Source organism: Pseudomonas tehranensis, from assembly GCF_014268615.1.
In the GTDB taxonomy this organism is placed as follows: Bacteria; Pseudomonadota; Gammaproteobacteria; order Pseudomonadales; family Pseudomonadaceae; genus Aquipseudomonas; species Aquipseudomonas tehranensis.
Map to the genome: position 1 here is coordinate 19,822 of NZ_JABWQV010000006.1, position 25,149 is coordinate 44,970.

Here is a 25,149-nt window from a genome sequence, read left to right on the forward strand (position 1 = left end):
CAAGCGATGGACGCGCTGACATTATTCAAGGAAGGCATGTTGCTGGTGGTCCTGCTTTCCGCGCCGCCCCTGATCGTGGCGGTGATCATTGGCGTGCTGACCTCGCTGGTGCAGGCCCTGATGCAGATCCAGGATCAGACCCTGCCTTTCGGCCTCAAGCTGGTGGCAGTGGGGCTGACCCTGCTGGTTACTGGCCGCTGGATCGGCGGAGAGTTGCTGGGACTGCTGCGCCGGGCCTTTGAAATGATGGCCAACACCTGATGACGGCCCAGGCATTCGTTCCGTACTTCGACCTGTTGCTATCGATTGCCCTCGGCATGGCGCGCATTTACCCGGTGGCCTATCTGGTCCCGGTGTTCTGCTTCCAGCACCTGCGAGGCTTGCCGCGCCATGCCGTGGTGTTCGCCTTGGCCATGTTGCCGGCGCCGGGCATCCGCCAGGCCTTGATCGATGCCCAGGTGAACTGGCTGACGCTGGGTGCTCTGATGTTCAAGGAGGTGGTGCTGGGCCTGCTGCTCGGAGTGCTGCTGGCAATGCCGTTCTGGCTGTACGAGTCGGTGGGGGCCTTGCTCGACAACCAGAGGGGTGCGCTTATCGGTGGCCAGTTGAACCCGGCACTCGGTACCGATACGACGCCCTTGGGCCACCTGTTCAAGGAAATGACGATTCTGCTGCTGGTCGCCACCCTGGGCATCGGCACACTGACGCAGGTGATCTGGGACAGCTACCTGGTGTGGTCGCCGACGGTTTGGTTGCCGTTGCCCGGCGCGGATGGCTTCGGGGTGTTTCTGGGACTGCTCGCCGAAATGTTCATGCACATGATTCTCTACGCCGCGCCTTTTATCGGCCTGTTGTTGCTGGTGGAGTTCGCCTTGGCCTTGCTCAGCTTGTACAGCCCCCAATTGCAGGTGTTCGTTCTTGCCATGCCCGCCAAGAGCCTGGTTGGGCTGGGCTTCCTGCTGTTCTACCTGCCCACGCTGTGGGACGCGATGGCGGGGCGTCTCGGGCGATACGGGGAAATCCGGCACCTGCTTCACCAACTGTTGCAGGCGCCCTGAAGGAGAGGCTCGTTCATGAGCGAGGACAGCGGCGAGAAGACCAAGCGTGCGACACCGAAGAAAATCCGCGACGCACGCAAGAAAGGCCAGGTTGGCCAAAGCCAGGACCTGAGCAGCCTGCTGGTGCTCACGGCTGTCACCGAAGTGGCTTTGACCCAGTCTGATAACAGCATGCAGGTGTTGGGAGAATTGGTTGCGTTCCCGCTGCATCGGCTGGATGTCGACTTCGTGCGTGCCTTCGAGGAAACCCTGGCCCATGCCGGTGGCGTGCTGTTGAGTTTCACCTTGATGACCGTGGGGCTGGCGATTGCCACGCGCCTGATCGCCGGTTGGGTGCAGTTCGGCTTCCTCTTCGCACCTGAGGCCCTTCACCCCGACCCCAATCGCTTGAATCCGTTGAATCAGGCCCAGCAGATGTTTTCCGCCCAGGCGCTGATCCAACTGTTCATGGGGCTGGTCAAGGCGGTGTTTATTGCCAGCGTGCTTTATCTGGTGACCATGCCCGCCCTCGGGTCATTGATCAGCCTGGTCAACGGTGACCTCAACACCTATTGGCGCGGGCTCGCCGGCTTGTTCCGACACATCATGCATATCTGCCTGGGTGTGTTGCTGGTGCTGGCGATTCTCGATTTTGGCTTGCAGAAGTATTTCTTCGCCAAGCGCCTGCGCATGAGTGAGGAGGAGGTGCGCAAAGAGTTCAAGGAAATGGAAGGCGACCCGCACGTCAAGATGCACCGCCGCAGCCTGGCCCGGCAATTGATTGACCAACCCGCCAGCAAGGACACCCAACCGGTGGAGGAGGCCGACATGGTGGTGGTCAACCCGACTCACTTCGCCGTCGCGCTGCTTTACCGCCCCGAGGAAACCCCGTTGCCGCAGCTGATCGTCAAAGGTGTCGATGCCGACGCCCGCGCGCTGATCGAGCGAGCCAAGGCTGCGCGAGTCCCGGTCATCCAATGCATCTGGCTGGCGCGGACGATCTATCGCGAAGACGTCGGTGCCTATATCCCCAGGGAAACGCTCCAGGCGGTTGCGCATATCTATCGGGTGTTGCGCGAGTTGGATGATGAGGCCAAGGCCGATGTGCTCGAAATCCCGGAATTGAACCTGCGTTGAGTCGATGGAACCGGCGTGCGAGGGAATACCACTCAACGAGTGAGCCAGGCTCGCCCGGGTGATACCGGCTTGTCGACCTGGCACCGTATACACAGTCAATCGTGGAGATTTCCCATGCCTGAACCTAGCTCGCTATCCAGCTCCATCAGGGGCACGGGTGCCCTGCATGGCACCGAAGGCCTGCACTCGTCACGTTCACCCTCATTGAGCCAACAGCCTCGCGAGGCGCAGCAGCGCACCGGCACTCAAAGTTTGCATGGGCGAGGACGCTCGTCCTCGACGCCCCCTGCGGTGCATCAGCGCGGTCGGACCCGAACCCGGGACTCTCACCGCCCGGCTGCACCGTCCGGCGATCGGCCGTTGGATGAAGCGCAGAGCTCCAGCCCCACTCCGGAACCGCGCACGCCGGACTCGTTCATGAGTGAAATGGAAACCCGTCAAAAGCAGTTGATGGAAAAGCAGTTCGACATGCAGATGCGTATGGAGGAGCGCCAGAGCGCCATGACGCTCGTCAGAAGCTCTGCCGATATGGCCAAGTTGATGAGCGACACGGTGACGGAGATCACCAAGGGTTTCATGGACACTGCAAGGAAAGTACAGGAGAGTGGCGAAGCGATGAAGCTTCGATAAAGCGATGAGCCTGCGTAAAACTCTGTAGGAGCTGTCGAGTGCAACGAGGCTGCGATCTCTCCCCAACCACTTGAACCTCAAGCGAAAGATCAAAAGATCGCAGGCTTCGCCAGCTCCTACAGCGCTATCCCAGTCGGGCGCGGCGGGTATTGAGCGAGGCCGGACGAGGGGCACTGGGCGTCGCAGGCAACGCCAAGTGTGTCCGAACTTCACCGACCTGGGCGACGAAGCCTACGATCCAATGGCAGAACCGCGGCTCATCGAGCATCGACAACGGACAATGAGCACACAAGCGAACGCTGCCCTTATCGTCCAGGGCCAGCCAGCTGCCGCCGAGCAAATCCAATCGAAAGTTGAGTTCCAGCAGGCGTTTTTGCAGACCGGGCGTGTGGGAAGGTACGTCGAGCGAGCAATGGAGAATCGCGACATCGCCGTGATCGGGCAGCTCAATGATCACGGCTTCGCGGTTGCTCGCGTCATACAGCGCGCATACGCCGCCCTCCAGCTGCAGAACCGCGTGCAAATGTTCCGCGAGAGCCTGGATCAGGCGCTGGGCAAACGGTGTGACGGACATGGGGAATCTCCCTCAGTAAGTTACCGAATAGTCATCGAGGTCTTCCAGGCCCAGCAGCGACAACTGCCGGGACTGGATTTCATTGAGCATCTGCGAAGAGATGGGTGGCTCAGGCAGAGCCTGCCAGACCACCAGCGCCCGCTGCGGATCAAGAAACAAGAACAGCTGAGCGAAGTCACTCGGATGGGCAAAGCGCCGTTCGAGCGCGCGCTGGATCTGGTTGAGGCCCAGCGCCTGGCTTTGTACCTGTAGCGCCAGCCCCACGCTGTGAGGTTCCCGGCGCAGACAGAACTCAATGCCCGGGGCAATTTCCCAATACGTCGCGATGCCGGCGATGATGTTTTTCTGAAAGGCCTGGCGCGTGCTTACGCTGTGTACCGAAAAAGACATACCGTTCAGTCCTCCAATGGGACGATCGAATGGTCGAGCGGGTGTTCGGGGGAGCCCAGGCCGCCGCGCATGCCAGGCGACCACCAGATCACCAATCGGCCGTTGTCGGGTTCGGCGCGGCTACAGGCGTCGCCCTGGCAGCCCCAGCGACTTGCACAGCCGGCGAACACCGGCAGACTCAGCAGTAAGACGAGCAGCATCGGCGTGCGACTCATGGTGCGATCCTCGCGCTGGTTTGCAGAAGAGACGAGCGTGCGCCGCCTGGCGTGCGCTTGGGTTGTTTCATGACGACGAACACTTCCGTTTCCTCGCCGGGTTCGAGCCACACCTTCGGCCAGGCGGAGGTGGCCATGGTCCAGCGGCTGCTGCAGCTCGCTTCGTCGAAGCGCAGCCGATTCGCGCCGTCGTTGTGCACCACGCCCACGGCAATGCCATAGTCGGGGCCGGCGAACCATTGCGCTCGGGAGGCGTCGAGCGACAGACCGGGCGGTAGCGCGCACAGGGTATCGGGCGAGTAGGGAGTCGAGGCGGCCTGTTTGAATGTCGCGGGAATGTTGCCGTCGGCAAGTTGCGCGAGAACATCGCTGATTTCGAGGCGCCCGATGGGGCGAGTGCCGTTGCGACGTTCTTCGAGGCGTGCCATGGCGCTGTCGACCTGTTCACGATCAAGGGCGGAGATATAGCGGGCCGGGTCGACCTGATCACCGATCAGGCGGGGCGTCAGGATGAATACCCGTTCGCGGCGGCTGGTTTCGCGCGTGGTCGAGGAAAACAGCAGCGGCCCGACCAACGGGATGCGTCCCAGCCACGGCACCCGTTCGAGGTTGTCGCCGGTTTCTTCGGTATGAAACCCGCCCACCACCAACGACCGGCTTTCCCCCATCACTGCTTGGGTGCTGACCACGCCCCGCCGGACGCTGGGCGTCTGCTGGCCCACTTCGGAGGGTTCGATGCGGCCATCTTCGATGTCCAGGAACATCTGGATCTGATTACGGCCTCCGGTCTCGATGGTATGGGGCACGACCTGCAGGCTGGTGCCTGCCGTGATGGGCTCGACGGTGGCCACGCGTTCACCGATGGCGGAGATGTACTCGGTCCGGCTGAAGTCAATGACCGCGGGTTGGTTCTCCAAGGTCAGCACCGATGGATTCGCTACCACCGAGGCCAGGCCGCGACCTTCCAGGGCACGAAGCTGCGCGGAAAAGTCGCCGTAGTCCTGGATGAACACCGTCGAACTGGCGCCGGGGCGAATCATCGAGGCGCCGCCGATCAAATCGCCGCTTTCGACGTTCCAGTTCGAGGCCAGCTCGGCCAGTTGGGTGCGGTCGATGTCGAGGATGATTGCGTCGATCTCCACCAGTTTGCGCGGTACGTCCACATCACGAATCAACGGTGTGTAGAGTTCCCGCCGTTTGGGTGAGTCGTAGATCAGCACGGCGTTGTTGCGCACGTCGGCTTCGACACGGATCCGTCCCCGTCCGCCCTTGCCGCCGCTTTCGCCGGCCTGTACACGGTGGGTGTTGGGGCGTCCCATGCCATTCAATGCCAATTGCTCGATATTGCCCATGGTCATGGCCTGCTGGGCCTCCATGTTCTGGAACGACGCTTGCGGAGAAGTGGTCTGCATGCCTTGGGACACGGCGCTGCGGCTTTCCAGTAGGCCTTTGAGAATGCTGGCGACTCCGGGAATGACCAGCGTATCGCCTCGGTACTTGACGCTGCGGTCGGCGGCGGTGGCGTAGCGCAGTGGAAAGCTCATCACTTCCTGCTTCTCTTCGGGCGTTTTGCGCGCTTCGGCAAATTGCGCCACCAGGCGCACGTAGCGTTCCGGGCCGGAGACCAATACCACGCCTTCGTCGGGCAACTCACCCCAACCGAAACGCGGATCCAGCAGGCCGATATCGGTCAAGGCTTGCTTCATGTCCGGCGCGGCATCGGCAGAGACCTCCAGGCGCGTGGAGTCTTGGTTCTGCAAAGGGCTGACGTACAAAGAGTTGCCATACGTGAACCATTGGAAGCGATTCTCCAGCCCGAGTCGGTCGAGGAACGCCTGGGGGCTATCGGCGCGCATCCGACCATCGACGGTCCCTTTTACGGTCCCGTCGAGCACCAGTTGCACCCCGAAGGTGTTGGCGAAGTCACCCAGCACCTTGGGTAGGGGAGTGTTCTGGGCATCGTAGGCGTATGGCGTGTTCTTCCAGTCGGTCGGTATCGCTGCCTCCAGCGGCATGCCCGCGCCAAGTGCGCCGGCCAATGCCAGCGCGAGCAACGAAGATTTCTTCCAGCAGCGCGCGATCGACAAGTTGCCCGCGAGCATCGAGCGGTACGGTGCAAGCCACCTGTTAGGCATGACGGATTCCTGTTCCGAGCGGGTGAAAGCGCGTGGGGCGTCGAGCCCCGGCACGTTGGTCTTTATTGAGGATCGATTGCCAGGTGTCGCGCTGGTTGAGCAGCGCTTCCAGCACTTCGAACACGTCGTCGATGTGCGCGGCTGGCGCCAGCGGTGCCAGTAGCCATAACCGCTCGTCCTGCGGCGAGCGGGCGAGTGCACCGGGGAATCGCGAGAGGCTTGGGTGCGCCAGTCGAAGCAGGTCTTCCACAGACGTCTCCTGTGCTGGAGCAACGGTCAGCTCGACCGATACCAGCAGGCCGTCGTCGAGTTTGTTGAAGATCGCTTCGCCATCGTCGATGACAATGGCGAAATGCTCCGGGCCGTCGGCGCTGGCGTTCCAGCGGGCGAGCTGTGATCGCAGCTCATGGCATTGCATCGATGATCGCCTTGGCGAGGTTGTGGTGGGCGGCGGTTTGTTGAGTCGCCGCGTTCACTGCGACCGACATGCCGTTCATGCTGGTCACGAACGAATGCATATCGTCGAGAGACTGGCTCTCTGCCGCGTTCATCGCAGAGTTGTTGACGTTGTCCGTCGCGCGCTGGAAGTAGGTGTCGAGGCGGCGTTGGACGGCTTCGATAGAAGACATGGGCGGTTCCTCCGAGGTAGGCGTATTCACCGGATGAGTGGTGACTATGCCGACGGCGGTTCCGCAAAAAATGAGGAAAAGGTCACGGGTTCCGGGTCGTTGGGGCTTACCACTACGGCTCAGGCAGGCGCAACGCCTCGACAGCCGTGGCCCAGTCGAGCAGAAACGTGCCACCTGGTGTCTCCAGCAGCAGCTGATGCACCGCCATGTCGGCGTCTGCCACCGCCGTCCAAGGACGTTCGCCGACGGTACCCAGGCTTCGGGTCAGGTTCGCCAGGTCATCGGGATGACAGCGAAGGGTGGCACTGACCGGTTCGTCCTGTCGCGACGCAAGCTGACGGACAAGCGCATCGATGCGTGCCTGGTCCGGAACATCATGCAAAAGCGTCCCCAGCGCCTCGTTGACCAACTGGGCGGCGCTCGTTTCGATCCGCTGCCACATGTCCTGGCGCTGGGCTTCCCAGGCAGCGAGCACGGTTTCGGCTTGCTCCCAGAACTGCGCTTGAGCCGCGATCACCGCCGCGTCTGCTTGTTCGGCGGCCTGCTCGATCAACCGCGCGGCTCGCATTTGGGCCTGTTCAAGAACGGCCTGCGCCCGGCCGCAGTCAACCAGGGTTTCGCGAGCAACATAAGACTGCAACAGGCCTTGGCCATCGGGGCGCAGTTCAAGCGAACGCCGAGCGAACATCATGCATCTCCATTCGGGTGGGCGCCGGGGCCGCCAGGCTTTGCTCGGCTTTCCAGCTCGCGGACTGCCAAAGCATGTTGAGTTTGGCGGCGGGAGGTTGGGGGGCGGGCAACGACTCGATGGCGTCAATTCTGCTGCGTGGAAATGCCAGGCGAGCACGTTCCCAGGTCCGAACGTCCAGCCAGGCGCGCAGCAGTACAAGGGGATCCTGGTCTAGCTCGAGCCAGTGGCCGGGACGCAACGCTTTGGCGGTGCGCTCGCACCAGGCTCGGTCCTGTGCCGACAGCGTCCCCGTCGTCGTTGACGGCGAGCACGTGTTTGCCACCAGTTGGCAGGCAAGGCTCAAGGTCCGGGGCGTGCCGCAACACAGCGATTGTACTGACGGAGTCGGCTTCGGCGCAGTACAAGGGGTCATGCCGAAACTGCGGGCAAGCGCGGCATGATGCCCTCGGGCCAAGGCGTCGATTTGTCGTTCGGTCAACAGGCGAAGTATTGGCGGATACCAGTCACGGTCCGCTTCGCGCCACGCATGATTCCACCAGCGAGCCCATTCAAGCGCCACGCTCATGCGGCGCTCCCATTGCTATCTGGCTTGGCTTCCGGGCTTTTTACCGCAAACAGCGAAGGCGTCGGGTGGCTGGGCGGTGCGGCGGGGGCTGCGGTCTTGCGGTCGATAAATCGTGGCAGCACCAATACGCCTTTGCGCCATAACCTGTAGAGGCCGTACAAGACGCCCATGAGCATGGCAAGCAAGGCAACGCTGACCGACACGGTCACTGCCCTCCAGAAGCCGACATCGTCGGCCCGCATGAGGAAAGGCCCGAAGTACGCCATCTTGCGCCGTTCCTGATACGCCGCGGCGGGAACGAATACCACCGACAGCTTGGTCGCATTCTGGGCCGCATCGGCCATGCCCGGGATCCCGCTAGCGACCAGGTTGCGTACTCGCGGCGTAATGCTGTCCGGGTCCAGGGCGCTGGTGTGCTTGATGAATACCGACGCCGATGCGGGTTGGACCGGCTCACCCGGGGCCACCCGTTCCGGCAGCACCACATGGACCCGGGCAAGCACCACGCCGTCAATCTGTGACAGTGTCGATTCGAGTTCCTGGGACAGTGCATAGATGTAGCGGGCACGCTCTTCCATCGGCGTGGAGATCACCCCTTCCTTGCGGAAAATCTCACCCAGGCTGGAGCGCGCCCGACGCGGCAGCCCAGCCGCTTCGAGTACCTGCACGGCGCTGTTCATGTCGGCCGGCTCGACCAGCACGGTCAGTCCGTCCTTGTCGACCTGCTTGCTGGCCTCGACGTTTTTATCCGCCAACGCGGCAATCACTTCATTGGCATCCTGCTCGGAGAGGCGGCTGTGCAGCGCGGTCCTTTCGTCGCAACCGGCGAGCAGCAGGCACAGCACAATGGGTGAGAAGACGCGCATGCACATAGCCGGATTTCCCTTTACTGGAGATTGGTGAGCTTCTCGATCGCCTGGGAACCCTTGCTGACGATTTTCGCAGTCATCAGACTTTCCAGGTGGAAGGAAGACAACGATCGGTTCGACTGCAACATGTCCTGCGGGTCGGCGGTTCGGATGGCTTTGAGCATGTCCCGGTTGGCGCGATCATTCAGCCGCTGCAACTCGCCGGAGCGGTTGGATAACGAATCGATGATTTTGGCCGCGACATTGTTTTCGCTGTCCGGAGCGGGGGCTTTTTCACGCATTTGCGCATTGAACCAGCTGACGTCGCTGGTCTCGGCGCCCGTGCTTGGCCTGGCGCCGGTTCTAGCAGTGGAGGGGGCAGCACTGGTAGGGTCGATAGCCTGTATGTTCATGGAGTCTCTCCAATTCAGAAAATGGGCTCTTCAGGCGCACATCAGCCTCAAGACATTGCGAGCGCTACCCGTAACGCTCAGGTGAAACTCGATTTCCTCCCGGCTACGCCTGCCGCGCCGCGGCGTCGGGAGGTGCTGGCCGGCCAAGCGGGCCAGGGCGAAGTCCAGGTCTTCAAGGGCGAGTTGGAACAGCCGCGTTTCGCGAGCGTCCAGCCATGTGCCGCAGGCAATACGTTCGGTCCAGGTCCACGTTGTTGCCTCCGGGCTCGCCGGAGGGGGATATCGCGCCGGGTGCTGGTCCATGAAACCCGCAACCTCGAACAGCAGGTCCAGGTCTTCCTGCTCATAACGCGCCTCGCCCTCGTCTTCGTCGATGTCCAGCAACGTCAACAGCTTCCTTCGGCCCAGGACCGCGATGATCTTGAGGAGCAACAACAGGCTCGTGTCATGACGACCACGCCGCCTGGCACGGTCGCCTTCCATCTCCCAGGCGCCGAACAGTGCGCCGCAGAATGGGTTGTTGGCGTTGCCGAAGTCGCTCTGGTTGCCGACATCGTTGTCGCCGATGGGCTGCCGACCGTGGGCGATCATCTGCGCCAGATCGTTGAACAGGTCTTCATTGGAATACGCATCGTCGCTATCGGCGTCGAGCGTGGAGCCGGTACCGCCATTGATCTCTTCGATAATGTCTTCGAGGACCAGGTGCAAGGGGGCTTCGGTCTGCGCGGCCTGCCTGTCTTGTGGGCTCGGCAAACCAGGTCGCGAATGCCCGTCGACCGACCCATGTTCACTGCCCCATTGGATGAGCGACTCGCGTAGCCGGCTACCCGCGCCATGCAGCGTCAGGTGCTCGGCGACCCGATTCGCCAGGCCGACCGGGGTCGAGGGCTGGCGCTGCGTCGAATCCTCGCTGGGCCGTTCCCTGGGAATATAAAGGCTGTCTGGCGCATGAATCTGCATAGGGCTCGCTCTCATGACGCTTGAGGTTCCCCGCCGGAGCGGGGCTGAAGCGAGAGGTCAGAATCGTATGCCTTTCGACGCCTCCCCCATGGCGGTGATGGCCTTGGTTGCAGAGTCCATCGAGCCCGCCGCAATCGCGTTCATGGTATCGGCGACCAGTTTTTTCTGGTCGAATTGGGATTTCATGGTTGTCATCGCAGCTGAGGTCGCGTCCATCTGCTGCATGGCAGCCATGGAAGCGGCGAGAGAAGCTCCACCAAAACTCATAGTCGTATCTCCGGATTGTGGAAGGGCGAGACGATCGCGAGCGTCTCGACCCATAAGTGGCGACCGTTGCGAAAACGGTTCCACCGATCCACTCAACTCGTCGATATTTGCAGGCATTTCATCCGGTAATACAGCGTCCGTCGGGCGATGCCCAGCTCGGCGATGACTTTGTCGATGCAGTGGTGGTGACGGCGCATGCAGTCTTCGATCAGGATCTTTTCGAACTGTTGCAGATGCTCTTTCAACTTGAGTGTCGAGCTGTTCTGCTCCAACTGCTCGGCGCGGGGCAATGGCGGTAGGCCCAGCACGTAGCGCTTGGCGGCGGATTGCAGCTCGCGGATGTTTCCAGGCCAGGCGTAGCCGAGCAGCTGGCGCAACAGCGCTGGCGACGGAGCGATATAGGGCCGATCGAGCGCCAGGGCTTCCCGGTGCACGAGGGACTGGAACAGCGGCACGATGCGTTCCTTGCGGCTGCGCAATGGCGGCAATTTGAGGCTGATGATGTTCAGCCGAAAATAAAGGTCCCGGCGAAACTCGCCGCGTTCGACCATTTCCGCCAACGGGCTTTGAGCCGAGGCAATGACCCGCATGTCCACCGGGATATTCTGGGTCGAGCCCAGCCGCTGCACGGTCCGGGACTCCAGGACACGCAGCAGCTTGGCCTGCAGCCCCAACGGCATGCTGTCGATTTCATCCAGGTACAGCGTGCCGTTGTGTGCTGCTTCGACGAATCCTGCGCGATTCTGGCTGGCTCCGGTAAACGCACCGGTATTGGCGCCGAAGAGCTGGCTCTCGGCCAGGGATTCGGGAATGGCGGCGCAATTGATGGCAACGAACTTGCCGGCGCGACCGGACATACGATGGATCTTCTCCGCCAAGGTATCCTTGCCGGTGCCAGTTTCGCCGCGCAACAGCACGTCGACCCCAAGTGGGGCCACGCACTGGGCAAACGCCTCAAGGTTGAGAACATCCTCTTTGTTGGAAGCGGAAAGTGCAGCGCATAGCAACTTTTGCATCACTGACGATTCCATTTTTTGTTTGGTTTAGGAGGGTCGACAAGTAGAACGATGAAAAGGCGTGTACAACTTCCTCGCTATATAGGGCCGCCATGCAACGTAGGAGAACCACCAATTGCTGTACGAGGTTTAGAGAACCGATTAAAGAAAAGTTCACGTTACGCGGGCGGATATTAAACGATTCAGCTTGCCGGTCAGGACGCCCCGAAAACCCCTCTGATACCCGTCTGGCATGGGGTACAGGGGAAAAAAACGGGCGCATCGAGCGCCTCTGGAAAAATTGGATCCGACAAACGGTTCAGCCAATGAGGTCGCTTCGAGCAATGACTCTAGAAAGCAAGCAAGCGCTCCAACTTGCAGGGCCCAGGACGGCAAGTTGAAAATACGTATCGTAGTTTGACTGGATCAGTTCGAAGTCGACCAGGGACAATAACAACCCACTGCCAGTGTATGCGTTGCATTAACTTCCCGGATAACACTTAGTGCCTCGAGAATCGGCTCGATAAAGCTGTTGCTCGAATTGCAGGTCAAGCCTTCGCTGTAGGGACCGAAATACGCCAGCTTGCCGCTACGGTCCCAGATCGCCACGGCGGGGCTGGCGGGAATCTGCCCGGAGCCTGGCAACGCCGCGAGGGGTTTGAGTCGGTTGAGGGTGGCAGGCAGATAACCTTGGCTGCCGGTCTTTTGCACTGCGTAGAACTCGACGCCTTGCGATGCATATTTATCGACCAGTTCGGCCAGGTGCTGCTGGTTGCCGACATTGCATGGGCAGGCGGGATCCCAGAAATGTACCAGGCGGATCGGGCCGGGGCCGGCCAAGTCGGGGGGGAGGCGCAAAGGGTCGCCGGAAAATACCGCCGTGTGTTCGCTGAACGCTCGCAGAAAACGTCCCTGGAACCAGTCGTAGGCGATCCACAACACGGCGGCGCATCCGAGGGCAAGCAGGCTGGCAAGCAATGTCGTGCGGTGGGACGGGCGCATGGAGTCGATCCTCTGAGGCCGCGTAGCTTGCCATGCCTGGCGCGACAGATGAATATCGCAGGCCTACAAAGTCTGTTTCGCGCTTTGCGCTTTGGTCTGGAAATCCTATGCCCGTCAGTTTCGACCCCGATCACCTGCGTGCCAGCCTGCAACCTTTGGCTCAGTGGCAGCCGTTGTCTGCGCAGGCGCTGGCATATCAGCGGTTCTACGGCCTGGATTTTCCCCACCGCACATTACGCAAGGGTCTGGGGCGTTTCGAGATAGACGGATATGAGCTGGTCGGTCAGGTCTGGTGGCCGGAAAAAGCTGTAGCGACGCTGTTTCTGTTCCACGGCTATTACGACCATATGGGGTTGTACCGGCACTTGATCGAGTGGGCGCTGGAGCAGAAATTCGCCGTGATCGCCTGTGACCTGCCGGGACACGGCCTGTCCAGTGGCGAACGCGCCAGCATCGGTGATTTCGCCGAGTACCAGGCCACGTTGCAAGGCTTGCTGACCGAGGCCGGGACGCTGGAGCTGCCGCAACCCTGGCATCTGTGTGGGCAAAGCACCGGCGGAGCCATTGTGGTTGATCACGTGCTCAACCAGGGTGCACACAGTCCGGCCCAAGGCCAGGTCATCCTGCTATCGCCCCTGGTGCGGCCGCGGGCCTGGGGCTGGTCGCGCTTGAGCTATTACTTGCTCAAGCCCTTTGTAACCGGCATCGCCCGACGTTTCAGCGAGAACTCCACCGACCCGGACTTCCTGCCGTTCCTGCAAGCCGACCCGTTGCAACCGCTACGCCTGCCCACCGCCTGGGTGGGCGCATTGGGGCAATGGATCAAGCGTATTGAAGCCGCCCCGAGCAGCCCGCGCCAGCCCTTGATCGTGCAGGGCCAGGCGGACATGACGGTGGATTGGGCGCATAACCTGCAGGTGTTGCGCAGCAAGTTCGATCGGCCCCAGGTGCTGATGTTGCCCGAAGGCCGGCATCACTTGGCCAATGAATCGCTGGCGATGCGTCAGGAGATGTTTGGGTTTCTGACGAAGCGGATGAGCCGGGTTCGGCGGTGACCGTGCTATTGCTATCGCGAGCAGGCTCGCTCCCACACTGGTTTTTCGACGATCACAAAATCCGAGTTCACTCAAACACCCTGTGGGAGCGAGCCTGCTCGCGATAGCGGTGTCAGGGGCGCTGAAGATCTATCTATTGCCCCAGAGTCTGCCCCACCGCCAACCCCGCCCGAATCGCTGCCAAGGCCGCTTGATAATAGGCCTGGCCCTCCGCCGACTCGGCGAAGGTGGCGAACTCTTCCAGCTCGGTGTCCGTCAGGTCGCGGTAGACATACAGCAGCGTGTTGTTCAGGTCTGCGCCGATCTGCTCCATCAGACGCTGGCGCTGACCGTTCAGCATGCCCTGGGCCTGGCCGGCACCCAGCAGGCCGGGGATCATCGAGCTCAGGCTGTCCGCCGCCACGCCGGCGATCGCCAGGCTGACTTCGGCGCCGGCCTCGCGGGCGGGCAGGGACTGGGCCAGATGGCCGATGATCAACAGGCGGTTGTCGCTGACTTGCATCTTCGGCAGGCCCTTGGCGTTCTTCGCCAATTGATCGCGACGGGTCGCCAGCAGCTCGGCTGCCACGACTTTGCGGCCCAGGGGCGACTGAAAAAAACTCAGGGCCGGGGCTGGGTCGGTGAGGTTCTTGCGCAATTGCGCCTCGGCCCGCTGGTCCATGGCCTGGGGGGCAAAGCGTTGATTGCTGTTGTTCACCAGCGCCTGGAATACCGCCGGTGGCAGGCTGCTCTGGTAACGCTGTTGCGCGGCGCTCAAGGCGTCATTGAAATGCGCCCGTTGTTCCGGCCAGCCGGCGACCTTGTACAACTGGTCGTAGCTGTCTGCCCAGGCGGGCAACGCACAGAACATCAACAATGAGAAAAGCAAACGGCGCATAGGGACTCCTGTCAGCAGCCGACTATTCTCCGTGGGGTGCGGGGACTTGTCGAGAATTCGTATCAAGTTCCTGCGCCTGCGCCATGAAGCGTGACAAACCCGCTGCGCGGCGCTGTCGGTTTTGCAGGCACAGGAATACTATGCGCGCCATGCAAATACCTTCTGATCACCCGCTGCTGTTACGTATCGTCGACGACCTGGCCGAGCGCGGCTGGTCGCAGCAGAATATCTTCCTGCCGGATGCGCTGACCCGCGCGTTGGCAGCCGAATGTCGCCAGCGCGCCGCCGAAGGCGAACTGGCCCCGGCCGCGGTCGGGCGCGGGCCGTTTTCGGAGATTCGTGAAGGGATTCGGGGTGATCATATCCAATGGATCGAGCCCGGCCAGGCGCAAGCGTGTGACCGTTACCTGGGCTTGATGGACAGCCTGCGGGAGGCGATCAATCGCGGATTGTTCCTGGGACTGGAGGATTTTGAAAGTCACTTCGCGCTGTACCCTCCCGGCGCCTTCTACCTCAAACACGTCGACCGCTTTCGCGATGACGATCGACGCATGGTGTCGGCGGTGCTTTACCTCAACGACGCCTGGTTGCCGGAGCATGGCGGCCAGTTACGCATGTACCTGGACGATGGCGTGGAGCACGATGTGGTGCCCACCGGCGGTTGTCTGGTGGTGTTCCTGTCGGGGGACATCCCCCATGAAGTCCTGCCGGCTGCGCGGGATCGCCTGTCCTTGACCGGCTGGTTCCGGCGCCGCGGCACTGAGTTGTTCTGATCATGGAAAAGATTCTGGTCAGTCGTTGCCTGCTTGGGCACCGCGTGCGCTACGACGGCGGTGCCAGCGGCCCGTTCGATCAGCTTCAACGCTGGCTCGATGAAGGTCGGGTCGTGCCGCTGTGCCCGGAAGTGGCCGGCGGCTTGCCCACGCCTCGGGCGGCGGCGGAGATTCCCGGCGGGCAGGGTGGGCAAGTGCTCGATGGCCTCGCATCAGTGATCACTGCCGACGGCGAAGAGGTCAGTGCGCAGTTTTTGTCAGGTGCGCATCAGGCGCTGGCGTTGGTGCGCGAGCACGGCATCCGGGTCGCCGTGCTCAAGGCCAACAGCCCATCGTGCGGCAATCTGTTGACCTATGACGGGACGTTCAGTGGCGTGAAGGTCAGTGGCGAAGGCGTGACGGCGGCCTTGCTCAAACGTCATGGGGTGAGGGTGTTCAGTGAGTTGGAGTTGCCTGAAGCGGCTTTGGCGCTCAAGGGATTGATCAACGAGTAATTACGGGGGAACGCTGCTTTTGGTGGCGAGGGAGCTTGCTCCCGCTGGGCTGCGCAGCAGCCCCACAGACCCGACACCTCGGTGTGCCAGGTCTACCACGTTCCGGCATTTTGGGGCCACTGCGTGCCCCAGCGGGAGCAAGCTCCCTCGCCACGGGGGCGGGGTGGTTTCAGAACTCCTCGGCCAACCGCTCAATCTGCTCCTGCCGCTCCGCCTGGCTCAATCGTGACTTGGGATTAAGCGACGACCACTGCGGATACGCCCTAGCCCTGTTCAAGGCTTCGGGCAGCTTGCCCTCGCGCCAGGCCTTGTCCTGGGACGGGGCGATGTGGATGCTGTCCATTGCCGCATGGCCGCGCTGGTTGAGGGCTTGCAGCAGTTGCCGTTGGCGCAGGGCCAACAGGCGCAGCACGCTGTCGTCCACGGTCAGCTCCCGTTGACCCTTGAGCTTGCCCATCAACCGATTGCCATAGCTGCGGGCGGTTTGCAGGGCGCCACCGGCAATGGCGCCGGCCAGGGCGGCGGCGCCGAGGGTCAGACCGCCCACCAGCAAATCTACGCCGGCACCGGCCGCTGCGCCCGCCGCGATCCCGCCACCCACACGCACGCCCAGCTGTTTGAGGGTGTCGGGATTGAACAGGTCGTCGCCCCAGCGGCCGTCGAGTAGAGGTAAATCGCTGGCCGCGGCATCCTGGGGGCGGAAGGCGTAGAGCTTGAGCAAGGCTTCGACGCAGCGCTGCTCCCGTTGACGCACTGCGTTGCGCAGCTCGCTGATGGCCTGTCGTTCCAGCTCGGCATCGCTGGCTACGCTGCGTCGGCAAGCGGCGCAATCGATCAGCAGTTCGGCGATCAAGCGCTTCGCGCTCTGCTGACGGGCCAGGCGTTGGGCCTGTTGATCGGCGACCAGTCGTTCCAATTGCCCACGGGCGCTTTCCAATAACAGCGCGAGGCTTTCATACAGGCGTCGCTCGCCATCCTCGGGCGGGGCGACGCTGTCGAAACGCACCAGAGCGTGCAGCCCCAACCGTGCCAGGGCTTCGCGCCAGTCGGGCTCGCGGTGGCTGGCGCTGCTGACGAAATTCAACACCGGCAGCAGCGGTTTGCCGCAACTGGCGAGCACTTGAAGCTCATCCCGGTACTTGGCCAGCACCGGCTCTCGCGCATCGATCACATAGAGTCCGGCATCGCTGGCGAGTAATTGCCGCAGCACTTTGGCTTCCTGTTCGAAGCGTTGTCGTGCTTCGCTGCCGTCCAGGAATCGCGCCAGGCGTGCCGGCCCGTCCAGGCGTTCACCAGGACGCTCCAGGCGCTCGAGATAATCGAGCAGGGCGATGGCGTCTTCCAGGCCAGGCGTGTCGTACAGTTCCAGCAGGGCTTCGCCGTCCACCGACAGGCGCGCGCCCTCGACGTGTCGGGTCGTACTGGGGCGGTGGGAAACTTCACCAAAGCCGACATCCCGGGTCAGGGTGCGCAGCAAAGAGGTTTTGCCCACATTGGTGTGGCCAACCACGGCCAGTTTCAGCGGCTTGCTGGGTTCAGTCATGGCCGGTCTCCAGCCAGTTCAAAGGCGCGCAGTCCGCGAAGGGTAATTGCAACTGTTGCAGCGCGTTGTGCCAATCGCCCAGGCGTTCAGCGTCCAGCGCTTGCCCAGGCGGTGCCTGCAACAGCCAGATACGGGTGGCACTGGCGCTGCGGGCCAGCTCGGCAATCAGCGCCAGGCTGCCACGATCCGGTGAACGTCGTGGGTCGCAGGCAATCGCCAGGCGCGCGGGAGGAAAGCGTGACAGTTGCTCAAGAAGTTTGTGGCGGGATTCGCGGCTGTCGAGCACCCCGGCATTTTTCACCGTGCCTGGCAATTTCGGTGGCCAAGGCCGGTCGTCCAGTTCGATCGCCACCAGCAGCGCACCGTCGCTTTGCAGCGCGCCGACGTTACTTTCAATTTGATGCAATTGCGCGGGCGCGGCATCGCTGATGCCCAGGCGCTCGCTACTGGGCATCAGCCGCTCCCGCAGTTGGGCATAACCTGGCAGATTCAAGTCCAGGCGCAGCGTGGCGCGGCCGCGACGCCAGCGCCACAGGCACAACAGCGCCAGACACAGGCGCGGCAACACGCCGTAGACCAGCGTCACGCCCACCAGCCAGGCGGCCCAGGCCTGGCGGGCGCTTTCGATATTCAGCGCAGCGTCGCCACTGGCGCGAATCATCTCTTCGGTTGGCCCGCTCAAGCCCAGCAGGGCGGGCAGGGCGCCGAGGGCCTGGGTCATGACGACGAAGGTCTCACCGCCGAGAATGGTGGTTTCCCATACAAAACCGTAGCGCCGGGTGGCCATCAGCATCAGTACGATGACCAGCGCGCTGAGCATCGCCAGCAGCCACAAACCATTGACCAGCGCACCGAGGGCCCAGCGATTGAGCTTGTGCCGTTGCAATAACAGCAGCAGGGCTGGCGCCAGTTGCGCAGCCTTGGCATCGCGGGCGAGTTTTTCGCTGAGCCACAACCACAGGCGCCCCAGCGCTGCTCCTTGCTCACCCGCAAAGAACAGGCCCAGGGCCCAGCCGATAAGCAAGATCAGGTTCAACGCCAACAGGCTGCCCAGGGCCCAGAACACATTGACCGGCGTTTGTCCGTCGCCGAGTGCGGCAAACCCCAGGCCAGCGCCACTGATGATGGCGAGTACAGCCATTATGATCAGCGCCAGGCGCGCCCCTTGCAGCCAGTGATGCAAGGCCTGGCTGAGACCGTCGCGCTCGGCCAGCCAGCGGGCGCGGTGGCGGATACGGCTGGATAAATCGCCGCCCGCCGCGCGGGCCAGGCGATTGGCTTCCTGATCTTCGAGCGGGCCGGCGTGTTCTTCACGCAGGCGTACCGTCTCGGTCAACCAGAGGTCGTGCAGCTTTGTCAGGGGTTCAGACACGGGCGTTTCCGTTGCAAATGAGGGTTGAGCATAACCGCTGTGGCGTCTGGTATCCTCGCCGTCATGAAAAAAACACTCCCTTTAAGCCTGATCGCAGCCCTCGGTGAAAACCGTGTGATCGGCGTCGACAACAGCATGCCCTGGCACTTGCCGGGGGACTTTAAATACTTCAAGGCCACCACCTTGGGCAAGCCGATCATCATGGGCCGCAAGACCTGGGACTCCCTGGGGCGGCCGCTGCCGGGGCGCTTGAACATCGTGGTCAGTCGTCAGTCTGGCCTCGTGCTGGAGGGCGCGGAAGTCTTTTCCACGCTGGAGGCCGCGGTGGAGCGGGCCGAGGCGTGGGCGCTGGAGCAGGGCGTCGATGAGTTGATGTTGATTGGCGGCGCCCAACTGTACGCCCAGGCCCTGGAACAGGCGGATCGGCTGTACCTGACCCGTGTGGCGTTGAGCCCGGATGGCGATGCCTGGTTTCCGGCGTTCGATTCGAGCCAGTGGAAATTGGTGTCGACCCAGCCGAATCCGGCAGAAGGAGACAAGCCGGCCTACAGCTTTGAGGTGTGGGAAAAGCTGTAAGTCATGTGGGAGCAATCAAGCCTGCACCAACTCCCCATGCTCCTCGGCATCCAGCAAAGCCTTGTCGGTCTGCTGCATCACCTGGCTGGTGATCGCCCCGGCGGTGATCGAGCCGCTGACGTTCAACGCCGTGCGGCCCATGTCGATCAGCGGCTCGACGGAAATCAGCAGCGCCACCAGGGAAACCGGCAAGCCCATGGCCGGCAGCACGATCAACGCGGCAAACGTTGCGCCGCCACCGACGCCGGCCACCCCGGCCGAGCTCAAGGTCACAATCGCTACCAGCGTTGCGAGCCACACCGGATCCAGCGGGTTGATGCCCACGGTCGGCGCGACCATCACCGCCAGCATGGCCGGGTAGAGCCCGGCGCAGCCGTTCTGGCCGATGGTGGCGCCGAACGACGCGCTGAAGCTGGCAATGGCCCGTGGAATGCCGAGGCGGCTGGTCTGGGCTTCGATACTCAGCGGGATGGTCGCGGCGCTGGAGCGGCTGGTGAAGGCGAAGGTCAGGACCGGCCATATCTTGCGGAAAAAGCGTAGCGGGTTGATTCCGGCGGCGGACACCAGCAGACCGTGGACCACGAACATCAGGCCCAGCCCCAGGTACGACACCACCACGAAACTGCCAAGCTTGATGATGTCCTGCACGTTGGAGCCGGCCACCACTTTGGTCATCAGCGCCAGCACGCCGTACGGGGTCAGCTTCATCACCAGCCGCACCAGACGTGTCACCCAGCTTTGCAGGGTGTCGATGGCGTTGACCACTTTCTGACCTTTTTCCACGTCATCCTTGAGCAATTGCAGCGCCGCGACACCCAGGAAGGCCGCGAATATCACCACGCTGATGATGGAGGTCGGCTTGGCCCGGGCCAGGTCGGCAAAGGGGTTCTGCGGAACGAACGAGAGCAGCAGTTGCGCAATGTTCAGGTCAGCGACCTTGCCGGCATAGTCGCTCTGGATCACCTGCAGGCGCGCGATTTCCTGGGTGCCGGCCACCAGGCCTTCGGCAGTGAGACCGAACAGGTTGGTCAGGCCGATACCGATAAGGGCGGCGATGGCGGTGGTGAACAGCAGCGTGCCGATGGTCAGGAAGCTGATCTTGCCCAGGGAGGAGGCGTTATGCAGGCGCGCTACCGCGCTGAGAATTGAAGCGAAGACCAGCGGAATCACGATCATCTGCAGCAACTGCACGTAGCCGTTGCCCACCAGGTCAAACCAGCTGATCGAGGCTTTCAACACCGGGTTGCCGGCGCCGTAAATCGTGTGCAGGACGGTGCCGAACAGCACACCCAGCACCAGTGCCAGCAGCACTTTTTTGGCCAGGCTCCAGGTGCTGTGACGGGTTTGCGCCAGACCAAACAGCAAGGCGAGGAACACCAGCAGATTGAGGATCAGCGGAAGATTCATCAAAAAAACTCCGATAGAACGTGTGCCAGTCGCCTGAAGCCGCGACTGCGAGGCGGGAAGCCTAACAGCCTGATATCTAATGAATTAATAATAAAAAGGTATGTAGATTGTCGTTTATGGAATAAGGCAATGACGTTTATGGGCATGCCGCTGGCGGTATCAAGACGCAAGCGGTCGCGGGCAGGAGAGAAACGTCACAAGCATTTGTTAGCGTCGAGTTCTTTGAACCTTGGAGAAACGCCGATGAAGCTTGCACCTCACCTTCTCGTTGTCGCCTTGGGCCTGGGTCTCGTTGGCCAGGCGCTCGCTACTGAGCTCAAGCACTGGCCAGCGGAACAGGCCAAGGCGCTGGATGCGATGATTGCGGCCAACGCCAACAAAGGTAACTACGCGGTGTTCGACATGGACAACACCAGTTACCGCTACGACCTGGAAGAGTCGTTGCTGCCGTTCATGGAGAACAAGGGCCTCATCACCCGCGAAACCCTCGACCCATCTCTGAAGCTGATGCCGTTCAAAGACACGGCCGAACACAAGGAAAGCCTGTTCAGCTACTACTACCGTTTGTGCGAAGTGGACGACATGGTCTGCTACCCCTGGGTTGCCCAGGTGTTTTCCGGCTTTACCCTCAAAGAACTTAAAGGCTACGTCGACGAACTGATGGCTTCTGGCAAGCCGGTCCCGACCACGTATTACGACGGCGACAAGGTGGTCAACTACAACGTCAACCCGCCGAAGATTTTCACCGGTCAGGTCGAGCTGTACAACAAACTGATGGAAAACGGCATCGAGGTCTATGTCATGACCGCGGCTTCGGAAGAGTTGGTGCGCATGGTCGCCGCCGATCCGAAGTACGGCTACAACCTCAAGCCGCAGAACATCATCGGTGTGACCACGCTGCTCAAGGACCGCAAGACGGGCGAACTGACCACGGCCCGCAAGCAGATCACCAATGGCAAATATGACGAGAAGGCCAACCTGAGCCTTGAGTACACACCGTATCTGTGGACCCCGGCGACCTGGATGGCCGGCAAGCATGCGGCAATCCTGACGTACATCGACGAATGGAAAAAACCGGTGCTAGTGGCTGGCGACACGCCCAGCAGCGACGGCTACATGTTGTTCCACGATGTGAACGTGGCCAAAGGCGGCATTCACTTGTGGGTCAACCGCAAAGATAAGTACATGGACCAGATCAACGGCATGATGGCCAAGCACGCAGCGGCCCAGGCCAAGGAAGGACTGCCGGTGACGGCGGACAAGAACTGGGTGATCGTCAAGCCGGAAGATATCCAGTAGGCGCTGGCGAAGCCTGCGATCTTTTCATCTATCGCTTGAAATTTGAGCGGTAGGGAAAAGATCGCCTTGCCTGATCGCGGCTCGGCGACTTTTCGTATAAGCCTGTAAATGGGTTATCAAAATCAAAAAATGCAGGCAAAGCAAAATCACGAATTCTTTGTTTTGATTGCGGGGGAAATGACAATCGGTTCGCCCGACTAGCCCCCACCTACTTCCACTATCCGATTGTTCAATGGCTGAAGCGGCCGAGCATTCATTTTGTAATGCGTTTTAAAAGCTTGTATCTGCTCTTTGGAGATCTCAACAGGCTCCGTCATAATCCGCCAAGTAACACCATCGCTGCACGGAGGTGTTGTAAGTGAGCCCGTATATTTATAGTATTCCCTGCCCTGGGGAAACAGGCTGTGCAGATTGTAATAGGCGACTTTGTTGACTTGGCCGGCTGTTGGGAATGCATTAAAAATTTGCGTAACTCCAAAATTTTCATGCCCTTCTTTAAATAGAACAGCCGTCACCGAAATCCTGCCATCACGAGTCACGTGAACAAAGTGGGCATCTAACGGGTAGGCCACTCCATCAATCTGTTCTTCACTGGGAGAATGGAAATGAAACTGTTTAAGATCCGCTTCTTCCCCGCCCACGTATAGTTTGCTGCCTGGTGCGACGTTTACTTGTATCGTATGTTCATTGTTTATGATCTCAACATGGTCTGCGATGTAGTACATATCTAGCTTTGGTAGAGGGACCCTCTGAGCAAGACCTGACTCAATGTTAATAGGGGATTGTTGATAGCTTGTCATGCACGTCGCATACTCTGGAGTTAAATTTCCCCAGTGCTCTGGTCCGTGACTGCCGTCATAAGTCCATGAGGCGCTGAAACAACTTTCATATGCACCCAAAGTTGCCAAAAATATGAAGGTATCAATTTTTCTGCTCATCACCGTCTCTCCCTGTGAGGTATGAGGAAAAATATCAATCTCCGGGCACTTCCAGACACTGTTATAACTGACAGTTTTTTATGCTTATTAGAGATAGGTTTTGTTACTTAATGAAATAAGTAATCAGGCATAAAAAATCCGATGCCAGGGCCTGGCATCGGATCTCGGTAAGCCCGCCGATGATGTCAATGCTTACGTAACAGCATTATGTACTTAGGCGGGCATTGTGATTGAGATGTTTGACTTACAGCCCGTCCAACATCGCTTTGTTCCGCACCGCGCCCTTGTCGGCGCTGGTGGCGAGCAGGGCGTAGGCCTTGAGGGCGGTGGTGACTTTACGCGGACGCACTTCTACCGGCTTCCAGCCTTTGTTGTCCTGTTCAACACGGCGCCCGGCCAGTTCTTCATCGCTGATCAGCAGGTTGATCGAGCGGTTCGGAATGTCGATCAGGACTTTGTCACCGTCGCGCACCAGACCGATGGCCCCGCCAGCAGCGGCTTCCGGTGAAGCATGGCCGATGGACAAGCCCGAGGTGCCGCCGGAGAAGCGTCCATCGGTCAGCAGGGCGCAGTCTTTGCCCAGGCCTTTGGATTTCAGGTAGGACGTGGGGTAAAGCATTTCCTGCATGCCCGGACCGCCTTTTGGCCCTTCGTAGCGGATGATCACAATATCGCCAGCTTTCACTTCGTCGGCGAGGATCCCGCGCACGGCGCTGTCCTGGCTTTCGAAAATCTTGGCGTTGCCCTCGAACACATGGATCGATTCGTCGACGCCGGCGGTTTTTACTACGCAGCCATCCAGGGCGATGTTGCCGTACAGCACGGCCAGGCCACCTTCTTTGGAGTACGCGTGCTCGACGCTGCGGATGCAGCCGTTTTCACGGTCATCGTCCAGGGTTTCCCAGCGGGTCGATTGGCTGAACGCCGTTTGCGTCGGAATGCCTGCCGGGCCGGCCTTGAAGAAATGATGCACAGCTTCGTCAGTGGTCTGGGTGATGTCCCACTTGGCGATGGCCTCGGCCATGGTTTTGCTGTGTACGGTCGGCAGATCGGTGTGCAACAGACCACCACGGGCCAGGGAGCCGAGGATGCTGAAGATCCCGCCAGCGCGGTGTACGTCTTCCATGTGGTACTTCTGGATGTTCGGCGCGACCTTGCACAACTGCGGCACGTGCCGGGACAAACGGTCGATGTCGCGCAGGTCGAAATCGATCTCGGCTTCCTGGGCGGCGGCCAGCAAATGTAGGATGGTGTTGGTGGAACCGCCCATGGCGATGTCCAGGGTCATGGCGTTTTCGAACGCCTTGAAGTTGGCGATGTTACGCGGCAGCACCGACTCGTCATTCTCGCCGTAGTAGCGTTTGCAGAGCTCGACGATGGTCCGGCCGGCCTGCAGGAACAGCTGTTCGCGATCGCTGTGGGTGGCGAGGGTCGAACCGTTACCCGGTAGGGCAAGGCCCAAGGCTTCGGTCAGGCAGTTCATCGAGTTGGCGGTGAACATGCCGGAGCACGAACCGCAGGTCGGACAGGCGCTGCGCTCGTACTCCGCGACCTTCTCGTCAGAGGCGCTGGAGTCGGCGGCGATCACCATGGCGTCGACCAGGTCAAGGCCATGACTGGCGAGTTTGGTCTTGCCGGCTTCCATCGGGCCGCCGGAAACGAAGATCACCGGGATGTTCAGGCGTAAGGCAGCCATGAGCATGCCGGGGGTGATCTTGTCGCAGTTGGAAATACATACGATGGCATCGGCGCAATGGGCATTGACCATGTATTCGACCGAGTCGGCGATGATCTCGCGACTGGGCAGCGAATAAAGCATGCCGTCGTGGCCCATGGCGATACCGTCATCCACGGCAATGGTGTTGAACTCTTTGGCTACGCCACCCACGCGTTCGATTTCCCGGGCAACCAGTTGGCCCAGGTCTTTGAGATGGACATGGCCTGGCACGAACTGGGTGAAGGAGTTGGCAATGGCGATGATCGGCTTCTTGAAGTCGTCATCCTTCATCCCCGTGGCGCGCCACAATGCACGGGCGCCGGCCATGTTGCGGCCATGGGTGGATGTTTTCGAGCGGTAATCAGGCATGGAGCACTCCGGGCGGCAAATCAGGTACGTATCAGGTATCAATGGGAAGTGAGCTTCTGTCGACGTCTGGAACACTCGGTTTTGGCCGTGTGTCCGGAAGTGGCCGATGACTTTGCAGGATCACTGCGCGCCTGGGCATGAGCTCATAAACCCGCCGGGGATGAATGGCGATGAATCTCGCGATTCTACACCGCTGGCGTCAGGATGAAATGACGCAAAGCGCTGATCGGGCGCCAATGTC

General features: G+C 61.1%; 29 protein-coding genes. 9 read left to right on the forward strand and 20 right to left on the reverse strand.

Annotated elements, in window-relative coordinates; genetic code table 11:
* Window positions 1–6: 6 nt before the first annotated feature.
* The 4 genes from sctS (at window position 7) to HU811_RS27330 (ending at window position 2,804) form a co-directional block, all read left to right on the forward strand.
* Window positions 7–261 (forward strand): type III secretion system export apparatus subunit SctS, encoded by a 255-nt coding sequence (gene sctS, locus HU811_RS03050; RefSeq protein ID WP_092395344.1) that lies wholly within the window; start codon window positions 7–9, stop codon window positions 259–261.
* Window positions 261–1,058, forward strand: coding sequence for a type III secretion system export apparatus subunit SctT (sctT, locus tag HU811_RS03055; protein WP_092395347.1), 798 nt, complete (start codon window positions 261–263; stop codon window positions 1,056–1,058). The genes sctS and sctT overlap by 1 nt, the downstream gene beginning before the upstream one ends.
* A gap of 15 nt (window positions 1,059–1,073) precedes the next feature.
* Entirely contained in the window at window positions 1,074–2,174 is a 1,101-nt protein-coding gene (gene sctU / locus HU811_RS03060; protein WP_186653870.1) for a type III secretion system export apparatus subunit SctU, read from the forward strand.
* Window positions 2,175–2,591: 417 nt separating this feature from the next.
* Window positions 2,592–2,804, forward strand: coding sequence for a type III secretion system major pilin HrpA (locus tag HU811_RS27330; protein ID WP_225248373.1), 213 nt, complete (start codon window positions 2,592–2,594; stop codon window positions 2,802–2,804).
* A gap of 124 nt (window positions 2,805–2,928) precedes the next feature.
* Here the strand turns inward: HU811_RS27330 and HU811_RS03070 are convergent, their stop codons facing one another.
* The 14 genes from HU811_RS03070 to HU811_RS03135 all read right to left on the reverse strand — a co-directional run bounded on the left by HU811_RS03070 (window position 2,929) and on the right by HU811_RS03135 (window position 12,488).
* Window positions 2,929–3,378 (reverse strand): type III secretion system chaperone, encoded by a 450-nt coding sequence (locus HU811_RS03070; RefSeq protein WP_092395356.1) that lies wholly within the window; start codon window positions 3,376–3,378, stop codon window positions 2,929–2,931.
* 12 nt (window positions 3,379–3,390) lie between these two features.
* Window positions 3,391–3,768: a transcriptional regulator gene (locus tag HU811_RS03075; protein WP_092395359.1), complete on the reverse strand. Its 378-nt coding sequence runs from the start codon at window positions 3,766–3,768 to the stop codon at window positions 3,391–3,393.
* A 5-nt stretch (window positions 3,769–3,773) separates the two neighbouring features.
* Window positions 3,774–3,983, reverse strand: a complete 210-nt coding sequence (gene hrpT, locus HU811_RS03080; protein WP_092395362.1) for an HrpT family type III secretion system protein — start codon at window positions 3,981–3,983, stop codon at window positions 3,774–3,776.
* The gene (sctC, locus tag HU811_RS03085) at window positions 3,980–6,118 is read right to left on the reverse strand and encodes a type III secretion system outer membrane ring subunit SctC (RefSeq protein ID WP_186653874.1); all 2,139 of its coding nucleotides are present in this window, start codon (window positions 6,116–6,118) and stop codon (window positions 3,980–3,982) included. The genes hrpT and sctC overlap by 4 nt, the downstream gene beginning before the upstream one ends.
* Window positions 6,111–6,536 carry a type III secretion system chaperone gene (locus HU811_RS03090; RefSeq protein WP_186653876.1) on the reverse strand — a complete coding sequence of 142 codons (426 nt, stop codon included), beginning with the start codon at window positions 6,534–6,536 and terminating at the stop codon, window positions 6,111–6,113. The genes sctC and HU811_RS03090 overlap by 8 nt, the downstream gene beginning before the upstream one ends.
* Window positions 6,523–6,747 carry a type III secretion protein gene (locus HU811_RS03095; protein ID WP_092395371.1) on the reverse strand — a complete coding sequence of 75 codons (225 nt, stop codon included), beginning with the start codon at window positions 6,745–6,747 and terminating at the stop codon, window positions 6,523–6,525. Before HU811_RS03095 ends, HU811_RS03090 begins: the two co-directional genes overlap by 14 nt.
* A 112-nt stretch (window positions 6,748–6,859) precedes the next feature.
* Window positions 6,860–7,435 carry a type III secretion system stator protein SctL gene (gene sctL / locus HU811_RS03100; RefSeq protein ID WP_186653878.1) on the reverse strand — a complete coding sequence of 192 codons (576 nt, stop codon included), beginning with the start codon at window positions 7,433–7,435 and terminating at the stop codon, window positions 6,860–6,862.
* On the reverse strand, window positions 7,413–8,003 hold the full coding sequence (locus tag HU811_RS03105) for a hypothetical protein (RefSeq protein ID WP_186653880.1): 591 nt from the start codon (window positions 8,001–8,003) through the stop codon (window positions 7,413–7,415). The genes sctL and HU811_RS03105 overlap by 23 nt, the downstream gene beginning before the upstream one ends.
* Entirely contained in the window at window positions 8,000–8,875 is an 876-nt protein-coding gene (gene sctJ, locus HU811_RS03110; RefSeq protein ID WP_186653882.1) for a type III secretion system inner membrane ring lipoprotein SctJ, read from the reverse strand. Before sctJ ends, HU811_RS03105 begins: the two co-directional genes overlap by 4 nt.
* 14 nt (window positions 8,876–8,889) lie before the next feature.
* Window positions 8,890–9,264, reverse strand: coding sequence for a type III secretion system inner rod subunit SctI (sctI, locus tag HU811_RS03115; RefSeq protein ID WP_092395383.1), 375 nt, complete (start codon window positions 9,262–9,264; stop codon window positions 8,890–8,892).
* 30 nt (window positions 9,265–9,294) lie between these two features.
* On the reverse strand, window positions 9,295–10,239 hold the full coding sequence (locus tag HU811_RS03120) for a harpin HrpZ family protein (protein ID WP_225248374.1): 945 nt from the start codon (window positions 10,237–10,239) through the stop codon (window positions 9,295–9,297).
* Window positions 10,240–10,281: 42 nt separating this feature from the next.
* Complete coding sequence (locus HU811_RS27855) at window positions 10,282–10,608, reverse strand: type III secretion system major pilin HrpA (protein WP_496198541.1); 327 nt, start codon at window positions 10,606–10,608, stop codon at window positions 10,282–10,284.
* Window positions 10,584–11,507, reverse strand: a complete 924-nt coding sequence (locus tag HU811_RS03130) for a sigma 54-interacting transcriptional regulator (protein ID WP_186653886.1) — start codon at window positions 11,505–11,507, stop codon at window positions 10,584–10,586. Before HU811_RS03130 ends, HU811_RS27855 begins: the two co-directional genes overlap by 25 nt.
* A gap of 405 nt (window positions 11,508–11,912) precedes the next feature.
* Window positions 11,913–12,488, reverse strand: coding sequence for a DUF6436 domain-containing protein (locus HU811_RS03135; RefSeq protein ID WP_186653888.1), 576 nt, complete (start codon window positions 12,486–12,488; stop codon window positions 11,913–11,915).
* A gap of 107 nt (window positions 12,489–12,595) precedes the next feature.
* Between HU811_RS03135 and bipL the strand changes: the two genes are divergently transcribed.
* Window positions 12,596–13,543, forward strand: a complete 948-nt coding sequence (bipL, locus tag HU811_RS03140; RefSeq protein ID WP_186653890.1) for a phospholipase BipL — start codon at window positions 12,596–12,598, stop codon at window positions 13,541–13,543.
* Between the two features lie 133 nt (window positions 13,544–13,676).
* Here bipL and HU811_RS03145 read toward each other — a convergent pair whose 3' ends face one another.
* Window positions 13,677–14,420, reverse strand: a complete 744-nt coding sequence (locus HU811_RS03145) for a DUF2059 domain-containing protein (protein WP_047226045.1) — start codon at window positions 14,418–14,420, stop codon at window positions 13,677–13,679.
* A gap of 140 nt (window positions 14,421–14,560) precedes the next feature.
* Here HU811_RS03145 and HU811_RS03150 point away from each other — a divergent pair, with 140 nt between their 5' ends.
* Window positions 14,561–15,193 (forward strand): 2OG-Fe(II) oxygenase, encoded by a 633-nt coding sequence (locus tag HU811_RS03150; RefSeq protein ID WP_186653892.1) that lies wholly within the window; start codon window positions 14,561–14,563, stop codon window positions 15,191–15,193.
* 2 nt (window positions 15,194–15,195) lie between these two features.
* Window positions 15,196–15,687 (forward strand): 2-thiouracil desulfurase family protein, encoded by a 492-nt coding sequence (locus HU811_RS03155; RefSeq protein WP_186653893.1) that lies wholly within the window; start codon window positions 15,196–15,198, stop codon window positions 15,685–15,687.
* A 169-nt stretch (window positions 15,688–15,856) separates the two neighbouring features.
* Here HU811_RS03155 and HU811_RS03160 read toward each other — a convergent pair whose 3' ends face one another.
* Window positions 15,857–17,230, reverse strand: coding sequence for a GTPase/DUF3482 domain-containing protein (locus HU811_RS03160; RefSeq protein ID WP_092395400.1), 1,374 nt, complete (start codon window positions 17,228–17,230; stop codon window positions 15,857–15,859).
* The gene (locus tag HU811_RS03165; RefSeq protein WP_186653925.1) at window positions 17,223–18,590 is read right to left on the reverse strand and encodes a DUF2868 domain-containing protein; all 1,368 of its coding nucleotides are present in this window, start codon (window positions 18,588–18,590) and stop codon (window positions 17,223–17,225) included. The genes HU811_RS03160 and HU811_RS03165 overlap by 8 nt, the downstream gene beginning before the upstream one ends.
* 75 nt (window positions 18,591–18,665) lie before the next feature.
* Between HU811_RS03165 and HU811_RS03170 the strand changes: the two genes are divergently transcribed.
* Window positions 18,666–19,178, forward strand: a complete 513-nt coding sequence (locus HU811_RS03170) for a dihydrofolate reductase (protein ID WP_092395402.1) — start codon at window positions 18,666–18,668, stop codon at window positions 19,176–19,178.
* A gap of 15 nt (window positions 19,179–19,193) precedes the next feature.
* On the opposite strand, the gene HU811_RS03175 is transcribed toward HU811_RS03170, so the two are convergent.
* Window positions 19,194–20,585, reverse strand: coding sequence for an L-cystine transporter (locus tag HU811_RS03175; RefSeq protein ID WP_186653894.1), 1,392 nt, complete (start codon window positions 20,583–20,585; stop codon window positions 19,194–19,196).
* Window positions 20,586–20,828: 243 nt separating this feature from the next.
* Here HU811_RS03175 and HU811_RS03180 point away from each other — a divergent pair, with 243 nt between their 5' ends.
* Window positions 20,829–21,884: an HAD family hydrolase gene (locus tag HU811_RS03180; protein ID WP_092452705.1), complete on the forward strand. Its 1,056-nt coding sequence runs from the start codon at window positions 20,829–20,831 to the stop codon at window positions 21,882–21,884.
* 197 nt (window positions 21,885–22,081) lie between these two features.
* On the opposite strand, the gene HU811_RS03185 is transcribed toward HU811_RS03180, so the two are convergent.
* Complete coding sequence (locus HU811_RS03185) at window positions 22,082–22,822, reverse strand: carbonic anhydrase (protein WP_186653895.1); 741 nt, start codon at window positions 22,820–22,822, stop codon at window positions 22,082–22,084.
* Between the two features lie 244 nt (window positions 22,823–23,066).
* Window positions 23,067–24,908, reverse strand: a complete 1,842-nt coding sequence (gene ilvD / locus HU811_RS03190) for a dihydroxy-acid dehydratase (RefSeq protein WP_092452702.1) — start codon at window positions 24,906–24,908, stop codon at window positions 23,067–23,069.
* Window positions 24,909–25,149: the final 241 nt, after the last annotated feature.

Bases quoted from the DNA above. Each gene is read 5' to 3' on its own strand.
- sctS (WP_092395344.1), top strand. From the start codon at position 7: ATGGACGCGCTGACATTATTCAAGGAAGGCATGTTGCTGGTGGTCCTG.
- sctT (WP_092395347.1), top strand. From the start codon at position 261: ATGACGGCCCAGGCATTCGTTCCGTACTTCGACCTGTTGCTATCGATT.
- sctU (WP_186653870.1), top strand. From the start codon at position 1,074: ATGAGCGAGGACAGCGGCGAGAAGACCAAGCGTGCGACACCGAAGAAA.
- HU811_RS27330 (WP_225248373.1), top strand. From the start codon at position 2,592: ATGAGTGAAATGGAAACCCGTCAAAAGCAGTTGATGGAAAAGCAGTTC.
- HU811_RS03070 (WP_092395356.1), bottom strand. From the start codon at position 3,378: ATGTCCGTCACACCGTTTGCCCAGCGCCTGATCCAGGCTCTCGCGGAA.
- HU811_RS03075 (WP_092395359.1), bottom strand. From the start codon at position 3,768: ATGTCTTTTTCGGTACACAGCGTAAGCACGCGCCAGGCCTTTCAGAAA.
- hrpT (WP_092395362.1), bottom strand. From the start codon at position 3,983: ATGAGTCGCACGCCGATGCTGCTCGTCTTACTGCTGAGTCTGCCGGTG.
- sctC (WP_186653874.1), bottom strand. From the start codon at position 6,118: ATGCCTAACAGGTGGCTTGCACCGTACCGCTCGATGCTCGCGGGCAAC.
- HU811_RS03090 (WP_186653876.1), bottom strand. From the start codon at position 6,536: ATGCAATGCCATGAGCTGCGATCACAGCTCGCCCGCTGGAACGCCAGC.
- HU811_RS03095 (WP_092395371.1), bottom strand. From the start codon at position 6,747: ATGTCTTCTATCGAAGCCGTCCAACGCCGCCTCGACACCTACTTCCAG.
- sctL (WP_186653878.1), bottom strand. From the start codon at position 7,435: ATGTTCGCTCGGCGTTCGCTTGAACTGCGCCCCGATGGCCAAGGCCTG.
- HU811_RS03105 (WP_186653880.1), bottom strand. From the start codon at position 8,003: ATGAGCGTGGCGCTTGAATGGGCTCGCTGGTGGAATCATGCGTGGCGC.
- sctJ (WP_186653882.1), bottom strand. From the start codon at position 8,875: ATGTGCATGCGCGTCTTCTCACCCATTGTGCTGTGCCTGCTGCTCGCC.
- sctI (WP_092395383.1), bottom strand. From the start codon at position 9,264: ATGAACATACAGGCTATCGACCCTACCAGTGCTGCCCCCTCCACTGCT.
- HU811_RS03120 (WP_225248374.1), bottom strand. From the start codon at position 10,239: ATGAGAGCGAGCCCTATGCAGATTCATGCGCCAGACAGCCTTTATATT.
- HU811_RS27855 (WP_496198541.1), bottom strand. From the start codon at position 10,608: ATGCCTGCAAATATCGACGAGTTGAGTGGATCGGTGGAACCGTTTTCG.
- HU811_RS03130 (WP_186653886.1), bottom strand. From the start codon at position 11,507: ATGCAAAAGTTGCTATGCGCTGCACTTTCCGCTTCCAACAAAGAGGAT.
- HU811_RS03135 (WP_186653888.1), bottom strand. From the start codon at position 12,488: ATGCGCCCGTCCCACCGCACGACATTGCTTGCCAGCCTGCTTGCCCTC.
- bipL (WP_186653890.1), top strand. From the start codon at position 12,596: ATGCCCGTCAGTTTCGACCCCGATCACCTGCGTGCCAGCCTGCAACCT.
- HU811_RS03145 (WP_047226045.1), bottom strand. From the start codon at position 14,420: ATGCGCCGTTTGCTTTTCTCATTGTTGATGTTCTGTGCGTTGCCCGCC.
- HU811_RS03150 (WP_186653892.1), top strand. From the start codon at position 14,561: ATGCGCGCCATGCAAATACCTTCTGATCACCCGCTGCTGTTACGTATC.
- HU811_RS03155 (WP_186653893.1), top strand. From the start codon at position 15,196: ATGGAAAAGATTCTGGTCAGTCGTTGCCTGCTTGGGCACCGCGTGCGC.
- HU811_RS03160 (WP_092395400.1), bottom strand. From the start codon at position 17,230: ATGACTGAACCCAGCAAGCCGCTGAAACTGGCCGTGGTTGGCCACACC.
- HU811_RS03170 (WP_092395402.1), top strand. From the start codon at position 18,666: ATGAAAAAAACACTCCCTTTAAGCCTGATCGCAGCCCTCGGTGAAAAC.
- HU811_RS03175 (WP_186653894.1), bottom strand. From the start codon at position 20,585: ATGAATCTTCCGCTGATCCTCAATCTGCTGGTGTTCCTCGCCTTGCTG.
- HU811_RS03180 (WP_092452705.1), top strand. From the start codon at position 20,829: ATGAAGCTTGCACCTCACCTTCTCGTTGTCGCCTTGGGCCTGGGTCTC.
- HU811_RS03185 (WP_186653895.1), bottom strand. From the start codon at position 22,822: ATGAGCAGAAAAATTGATACCTTCATATTTTTGGCAACTTTGGGTGCA.
- ilvD (WP_092452702.1), bottom strand. From the start codon at position 24,908: ATGCCTGATTACCGCTCGAAAACATCCACCCATGGCCGCAACATGGCC.